We start from the raw sequence: 7,120 nt of genomic DNA, 5'->3' as shown, positions 1-7,120 counted from the left end.
TTCACTTCTTATTTTTTCCATATAAAATTTTATTTAATCACTAAACCAAGCCGTCGCTTTTAGCGATTTAGTTCTTTAATAGAATTGCGTAGCAAAAAATATCACGCTATTCATTTATTATTTTGAATAATGTGATATTTAGGATGATTATTTTTTATAAATTTATATAAATATTAATGTTGTTTACTCATATATTCTTTTTTAGTTTTATCAATTGTTTTTCCGCCAATTCCAATATTCTCATCTGGCAATTCCTTAATAGTTGTTAGAAAAAATTCACTTGGAATATGCATTATTTCTGCTGAAACTTCTGTTAATCTTTTAATTAATTCCTCTTTTTGTTCTTTCGTTAACTTTCCGCCTTCTACTGTTATATATGGCATTTGTATCACTCCCTCTTATATGTTATAAAGCACCATTTATATTCTAGTAAATTATAACATATATACAAATATCACACTATTCAATTTTCAAATAACATTTCTATACTTTAATCACTAAAGATAACGCACTTTCTACATATTGTGTATTACTGCTTGCTAAATGTTTTAATATTCCCTAATAAGGTTATTTTTTCATTATCAATAATTATTCCACCAGCATTTGTGATTGCGTATACTTTCTCTCTTTTTTCTTCCAATACCTTATTAATGTATTTATTCTGAATTTCAGTTTCTTTATAGTGAACCTCAATATCAAAATCCTTAATCAAATTTAGTCCTGTATTGTATGTAAATATTTTATAATCTTCATCTGGAGTAATGTGATATTCTGATATTTGAATCATTGCTCCTGCACTACTGCCAATAATGATACCTGTAAAATTTTCAATATCATCAATAAGATTAAACTCTTTAAGGCGTAACATCATTTTATCTGGCAGACCACCAGTAAAAAATATTATGTTAGCATTTTTTATTTTAACTTTCGCATTTTCCTCTGTATCTTTAAAATAATTTATCCAATTTATATTTTCTTCTTTAATTCCGTGATTTAAAAATGGAGCAACAATACTTTCATAATATCTACCATTATTCTTATTATAGGCATTCTGCCAATCATTATCACTACTTATATTTTCGCCAAATGAAAATGGTATTATTAAAACTTTATCATTAGAATTTATATATTTCGATACTATATCTTTTGCCCAACTTTCATGAAAGTTATATAAACTAAACAACATATTTACCATAAATATCCCCCTTATTAATTCAAAACAATTACTACTATGTTTTATACTAGTATGCCGAACTATTCCTAACTAAACTTTTCATGCCATTGCTTTTTAATTGGTTTAAAATTCTTTTTTGAAAGTTCAATATTACCTTTTTCTATATAATTTTTCTTGCATCGATTCCTATAGAGCGATTAAATCTTTCATCCAAGTAATACAATTGAGCACACTTGCTACACTTATATGCTTTCATAATTTAATCCCCTTTGTTTTAGAATTGCGCATAAAAAAATATCGTAAATCTATTCTTAGTTTTATGAATAGTACGATACTCTAATTTACTATTAAATTTTCAGATATAATAACATATATAAGTAACTCTACGAATTGGAATTTATCTCTTCTTACCTTTTTTATTGTTAGCAACAAAAATGCATAAAAAAGTAGCACCTATCGCAATCCACAGGGCAATATTCATTTAAATCCTCCTCTCAAATTACTATTCATCTTTTAGTATTATAGCATATTTTGTAAATATCACACCATTCAATTTTCAAAGAACATTTTCATAATCTACTAAGTTAAATCTACATGTAATGCATTAACTATTTTTATCTAATCTACAAGCCCATATCCTATTATTTTATGATTATCCATTCCTATAAACACAAAAATATTATTAGGAACATAATTAACATCTAATATAAATTCAACACAATATGCATCCTTTCCCCAATAAGACTCATCAGTAAGTCTAACTCCTCCTGTTATAGTTTTTATAGAAATTTTGCTATCTTTCCATGTTCCTTTTACTTTCTTTTGGGTTTCTGAATCTAATTGATTAAATGCAATTTCTCTAATATCTTGTTCTGATGAACTTATATCCCTACATTCTTTAATTCCTGCAAACTGTTCTCCCAAAATGCTCTTTAAATCAGAAATGATTTGCTCATTCTTTCCAATATACTGAACAATTATATTTCCCTTTTTATAGAAGTGAGGATATGAAATCCAACTAACACTTTTTGATTTTTCTTCCCCCCATGGTTCAGTAATTGTATATCCAAATCCATCTTTATTAATATTTAGTGAGTCTTTTTCCATTTCTTTATTGCTATTATATATATATACGACTAATTGCTCATTACCCAAAGTTATTATTTTTCTTGTAGTTGGTAAGAAATCTTCACCTGCATCTTTCACTTCTAATTTATATCCGTTTAATTTCAAAATCCTTGTAAAATCATCAATAGTCGTGATTTTTTCACCACTTTCTGAATTTGATGCATTACTTTGCTCAGCTTGAATCCATGCGCCATCAAAACCTATGTTATATCCATCAATTGTTGTATTTTGGGCCATAGCACCACTAGCAGATAAATAATACCACTTATCTCCATATTGCAGCCATCCTGTTTTCATATATCCGTTGTTATCAAAGTAGTACCACTTTCCGTCAATCTCTTTCCAACCTATTGACCATGAACTACCATCTGTATTCCACCATCCATTAGAATCCTGTTTCCATTCTGCATTTGCGACTATTTTATTTAATGTAAGTATCGAAGTTACTGCTAATGAAGTCGCTATTATTTTACTTAAATTTTTCATTTCCACTTACCTCAATTTCATTTTTTATTTATACATAATAATTTACTATTATTCATTAGATTATAGTGTTACACAACACTTATTATAACATTACTTACAAAATATTACATACACTATGCATGTATCGCTCTCTATTTTTAGGCCTTTTATTCTAATGTAGAGGGTAACACATTACACTGAACTATAATTTTTTAGCTTTTATTATTCCTTTATTTTTATAAAATACATTAAACCATTTGAATCACTTAATATAATTACTAATATATTTAGTTGCAGTACATATATATGCTCTGATAGCATATAAAATTTTGTGCTTTAAAAATTATGTAGGCATGCTAATATCAACTATCATGGCAAAATAAAAATACCAACTTTTCCTAAATAGAAATGTTGATATTTTTATTTTGGCTGTGTCTTAATATTATGTTGAAATATAGCTTGAAGAAATTATAGCTTAGATTGTCCACCTATAATACTCAATATAAGAACATTGTGTATTATATCTAAATCATGCAAAAAAACATTGCAACTTCTAGATGATCCTGTAATATTTCAATTTAGTCTTTACTTGTATTAATTGTTACTCATTGATTATTACGGTTTAGTTTTGCTGGCAATGCCCAAACAAAAAGAGCTGTGGCAGGTCCAAAAACAAAAAAGCCATCAATCAAAAATCTGTATTCTTTTGCAATATTTAAACCATCTATCATTAAAGGACCAACAATACTAAATAAAAAAGCAATTATAACCAAACTAACTCTTCTGCTTATTTTACCACGTATAAACTTTTCTATATTTACTTTTAAGCAGATATTAAAACATATTAAAAAGGGTATTACATATGTTGCAAGTGCTAAAAAATAATAATAACTTTTCATAAAAATAATCTTCCTCTCAATAAATAAAATAAATTAATAACATCTCATCCTAATTATAACATTTTCCCAAATACTAAAATCTACGTTTTTTACTTACTACCTCATAATTTACTATCACGTTTTATTTTAGAATTGCGTAACAAAAAAATATCACAAATTCATACTGAATAATGTGATATTTCAATCTACTATTTATTTTTCCTATGTATACTGAAAGAAAACTGTGAATTAACTCAATCACACATTATTCTCGTTCATAGAACTATATTCCTAAATTACTTATTTGGCTCAGAATCCCATCCATTTAACTTACTATTTCCATTAAAAATAAGTTTCTGCTCACTTAAATAATATACATCTTCATCTGGATAATATGCCATATCGCCTTCTTCTTTAGTACCAACATCCAATATTTCCAATGTTTCATTCCCGGTATTTATGAATTGATGTGCTATATTTTTTCCTGCAGTTTTAGCAATAAAGTCTCCCTTTTTTATTAAATATTCTTTACCATCCATCCTCAGAGTTCCACATCCACTAATAATCATAAAAAATTCTTCTTGTTTTGTGTGGCTGTGATATTTAGCACTTTTAGCTCCTGGTAATATTCTGTCAATATTTATATAAATTTTCTCACTACCAGCTGCTTTACCCAAATATGAAGTATTAGCTTTTCCTAGAAAATCTACTGTGTATTCATTAGGCAAATTATTAATGTTTAATATATTAACCATTATTCAAAACATCTCCTTTACTTTTAATATATTTAATATGATATTATTATCCTTGAAATATTATATCAAATCTAGTTTTATTTTCTTTAAGAACATCTTTTTTCACTTACTACCACGTCAAATCTACAGATTGTGTATGCTGTTATTCCATGGAAGTAATATCACATCTTATTTCTACTACCTTATCTTCTGCATTCCAAAATTCAATTGTTACTTTTTTTTCATGATCTACATATCCAATTACTGGCGAGCTAGGCATTTGTTCCTCATTCCTCTTATAATAGTTAGTACCATAAGCATTAATCACATCATCAACTGAGTTCCCTAACCCAATACCTTTACTTGTCTTCATATTACTGTTGGTTTCACTGTTAATAATAACTCTAATAATTTGTTTCTGTTTATTTGTAGCAATTTCTAAACCATCACTTAGCTTATAGTAGTCAAATAGTGCATTATCAATTTTTTCAAGATTTGTCCCATATTTTTGTATAAATTCCTTACTATCAATACTCTCATACATTTGAATGCCATCTATATTTTCTTGGCCAAGAGTCGTTGTTTTGGTAAACATAAAGCTGCTTGACCTTTGGAAATATTTATAAGCACCAAATATAATACAGCAAATTAAGAGAAACATAGTAATGATAATTTTAAATATCTTCTTTATTGAGAATTTTTTCTTTATAAATCCTAAAGTAAGAACTGTGGATGTTAACAAAAATATACTTATTATAATTCCGATAATACTCAACGTTGATTCTCCTTATTATTACATATTTGCACTTGTTCATTAGATTATCGTGTTACACAACACTTATTATAACATCACTTACAAAATATCACATATTCTATACATTCATTGGCTCTCTATTTTTTAAGTCTTTTACTTTGATATGTGACTTTACTACATTGCTTTGAACTATAAAGCTTTTAGCCTTTATTATATCTCTATCTGTATCAAATATTTTAATCCATTTGAACCACATACCAACACCCATATACGCTTCTGATATCATCTAAAATTTTGTGTCTCAAATAAAGTGATTTAGATATTCCAATAGCAACTATCATAGCCAAAATAAAAATACCAACTTCTCTTAAACTGAAATGTTGGTATTTTTATTTGGCTATGTTTTAATATCATGTTGAAATATAGCTTGAAGAAATTATAGATGAGATTGTCCATCTATAATGTTCAAATGAAAATATTATATATTACTGTTTGCTAAATGTTTGAATATTTCCTAATAAGATTATTTGCTATCATCAATAATTATTCCACCAGTAAAAAATATTATATTGCCATTTTTTATTTTAACTTTTGCATTTTCCTTGTTTCTCTATATATTACGATTTTAACTCGATTGTTATTTCATCTGTATAAACCGCAGTTCCATATATAGCCACCTTTATATCATTATCTTGCTTAGTAACATGAACATGTACTTCACCATCTCGTTTTACTTCATCCCCCTGCTCTACTATCAATTCAAGATCATTCACTTCCGGAGTTATGTATGTTATATAATATGCCCCCATTACTCCTGATGCAGTTCCTGTGACTGGATCTTCAATTGTTCCTGAAAATGGAGAGGAAAAATGTCTTGCATGCATATTAGTATGTTTTTTTATAGTTCTTAAGCAAAATGGATGAACTGAGCATTGCGGTATCTCCTTTAATATAGTCGGAAACAATTTGTTTTGTGGCATCATTCGTGAAAAGGCTTCTAAAGTTTTTATTGGAACAAGTAGTGTCCATGTCCCAGTACTACCATAAACAATCGGAATAGATGTATCAATATCGTTCGGTGTAAGTCCTATTGCATATGAAAGTTCCTCAATCGAACCTTCAAAAGGTTTAAAAATAGGAGGTGCTTGCTCCATCAATACATATAATGTTTTGTCTTTTTCAAAGAAATCAACTTGTAGAATACCTGCCTTTGTTTCTATTGTTATCTTGTCACCATTGTTTATTAATCCTTTTGATCTTAGCGAATATAATGTTGCAACAGTACCGTGCCCACATAAATTAATTTCATGTCCTGGTGTAAAATATCTAATCTTCAAATCTGCATTGTCAGATTCAGCAACAAAAACTGTTTCGTTAAATCCTACTTTATATGCGATTTCTTGCATTTGTTCATCAGATAAATTATTTGCATTTAAAACAATACCTGCGGGATTCCCCTTATTAGGAGTATCTGTAAATGCATCATATTGATATACTTTTATTTTACTCATCTTCATGTGCTTTCACCTTCCATCTATAAATTCTTAAATTTTAATTCACATCAATTACTATTGTTCATTAGATTACAGTTTTACATAACACTTATTATAACATAATTTGCAAAATACCATATAAGCCATACATACATTGGCTCTCTATTTTTAAGTCTTTTACTTTGATATATGACTTTACTATATTGCTTTGAACTATAAAGTTTTTAGCCTTTATTATCTCTCTATCTTTATCAAATGTTTTAAGCCATTTGAACCACTTAATATAATTGCTTATATATTTAGTTGCAACACCTATATATTATCTGACAGCGCTAAAATTTTCTGTCTCCAATAAAGTGATTTAGACATTCTAATATCAACTATCATGGCAAAAATAAAAATACCAACTTTTCTCAAATTAAAATGTACCCTTTGTCAAGGACAATTTAAAAAAAGATAGACTAATTTAAAAGATGATTTCTGTATTTAACGGG

At 27.7% G+C, this 7,120-nt stretch carries 7 protein-coding genes and 2 pseudogenes; all 9 read right to left on the bottom strand.

Annotated elements, in window-relative coordinates:
• Window positions 1-173: 173 nt before the first annotated feature.
• On the bottom strand, window positions 174-383 hold the full coding sequence (dmpI, locus tag ACJDTP_RS27000; RefSeq protein ID WP_077394800.1) for a 4-oxalocrotonate tautomerase DmpI: 210 nt from the start codon (window positions 381-383) through the stop codon (window positions 174-176).
• Window positions 384-529: 146 nt separating this feature from the next.
• Window positions 530-1,195: a Type 1 glutamine amidotransferase-like domain-containing protein gene (locus ACJDTP_RS26995; RefSeq protein WP_406762960.1), complete on the bottom strand. Its 666-nt coding sequence runs from the start codon at window positions 1,193-1,195 to the stop codon at window positions 530-532.
• Window positions 1,196-1,792: 597 nt separating this feature from the next.
• Window positions 1,793-2,788, bottom strand: a complete 996-nt coding sequence (locus tag ACJDTP_RS26990; protein WP_406762959.1) for a hypothetical protein — start codon at window positions 2,786-2,788, stop codon at window positions 1,793-1,795.
• Between the two features lie 584 nt (window positions 2,789-3,372).
• The gene (locus tag ACJDTP_RS26985) at window positions 3,373-3,666 is read right to left on the bottom strand and encodes a hypothetical protein (protein ID WP_406762958.1); all 294 of its coding nucleotides are present in this window, start codon (window positions 3,664-3,666) and stop codon (window positions 3,373-3,375) included.
• 275 nt (window positions 3,667-3,941) lie between these two features.
• Window positions 3,942-4,400 carry a cupin domain-containing protein gene (locus ACJDTP_RS26980; RefSeq protein ID WP_406762957.1) on the bottom strand — a complete coding sequence of 153 codons (459 nt, stop codon included), beginning with the start codon at window positions 4,398-4,400 and terminating at the stop codon, window positions 3,942-3,944.
• 142 nt (window positions 4,401-4,542) lie between these two features.
• The gene (locus ACJDTP_RS26975) at window positions 4,543-5,154 is read right to left on the bottom strand and encodes a hypothetical protein (protein ID WP_406762956.1); all 612 of its coding nucleotides are present in this window, start codon (window positions 5,152-5,154) and stop codon (window positions 4,543-4,545) included.
• 97 nt (window positions 5,155-5,251) lie between these two features.
• Window positions 5,252-5,386 (bottom strand): annotated as a pseudogene (locus ACJDTP_RS26970) (IS1595 family transposase); the annotation flags it as partial.
• A gap of 364 nt (window positions 5,387-5,750) precedes the next feature.
• Window positions 5,751-6,650 (bottom strand): PhzF family phenazine biosynthesis isomerase, encoded by a 900-nt coding sequence (locus ACJDTP_RS26965; RefSeq protein ID WP_406762955.1) that lies wholly within the window; start codon window positions 6,648-6,650, stop codon window positions 5,751-5,753.
• 88 nt (window positions 6,651-6,738) lie between these two features.
• A pseudogene (locus ACJDTP_RS26960) lies at window positions 6,739-6,939 on the bottom strand (hypothetical protein); the annotation flags it as partial.
• Between the last annotated feature and the right edge of the window lie 181 nt (window positions 6,940-7,120).

The sequence above is a fragment of the Candidatus Clostridium helianthi genome, from assembly GCF_045310795.1.
In the GTDB taxonomy this organism is placed as follows: Bacteria; Bacillota; Clostridia; order Clostridiales; family Clostridiaceae; genus Clostridium; species Clostridium helianthi.
The sequence above is the reverse complement of the archived record's forward strand: the minus strand, read 5'-3'. Positions and strand labels throughout refer to the sequence as shown.

Bases quoted from the DNA above. Each gene is read 5' to 3' on its own strand.
- dmpI (WP_077394800.1), bottom strand. From the start codon at position 383: ATGCCATATATAACAGTAGAAGGCGGAAAGTTAACGAAAGAACAAAAA.
- ACJDTP_RS26995 (WP_406762960.1), bottom strand. From the start codon at position 1,195: ATGGTAAATATGTTGTTTAGTTTATATAACTTTCATGAAAGTTGGGCA.
- ACJDTP_RS26990 (WP_406762959.1), bottom strand. From the start codon at position 2,788: ATGAAAAATTTAAGTAAAATAATAGCGACTTCATTAGCAGTAACTTCG.
- ACJDTP_RS26985 (WP_406762958.1), bottom strand. From the start codon at position 3,666: ATGAAAAGTTATTATTATTTTTTAGCACTTGCAACATATGTAATACCC.
- ACJDTP_RS26980 (WP_406762957.1), bottom strand. From the start codon at position 4,400: ATGGTTAATATATTAAACATTAATAATTTGCCTAATGAATACACAGTA.
- ACJDTP_RS26965 (WP_406762955.1), bottom strand. From the start codon at position 6,650: ATGAAGATGAGTAAAATAAAAGTATATCAATATGATGCATTTACAGAT.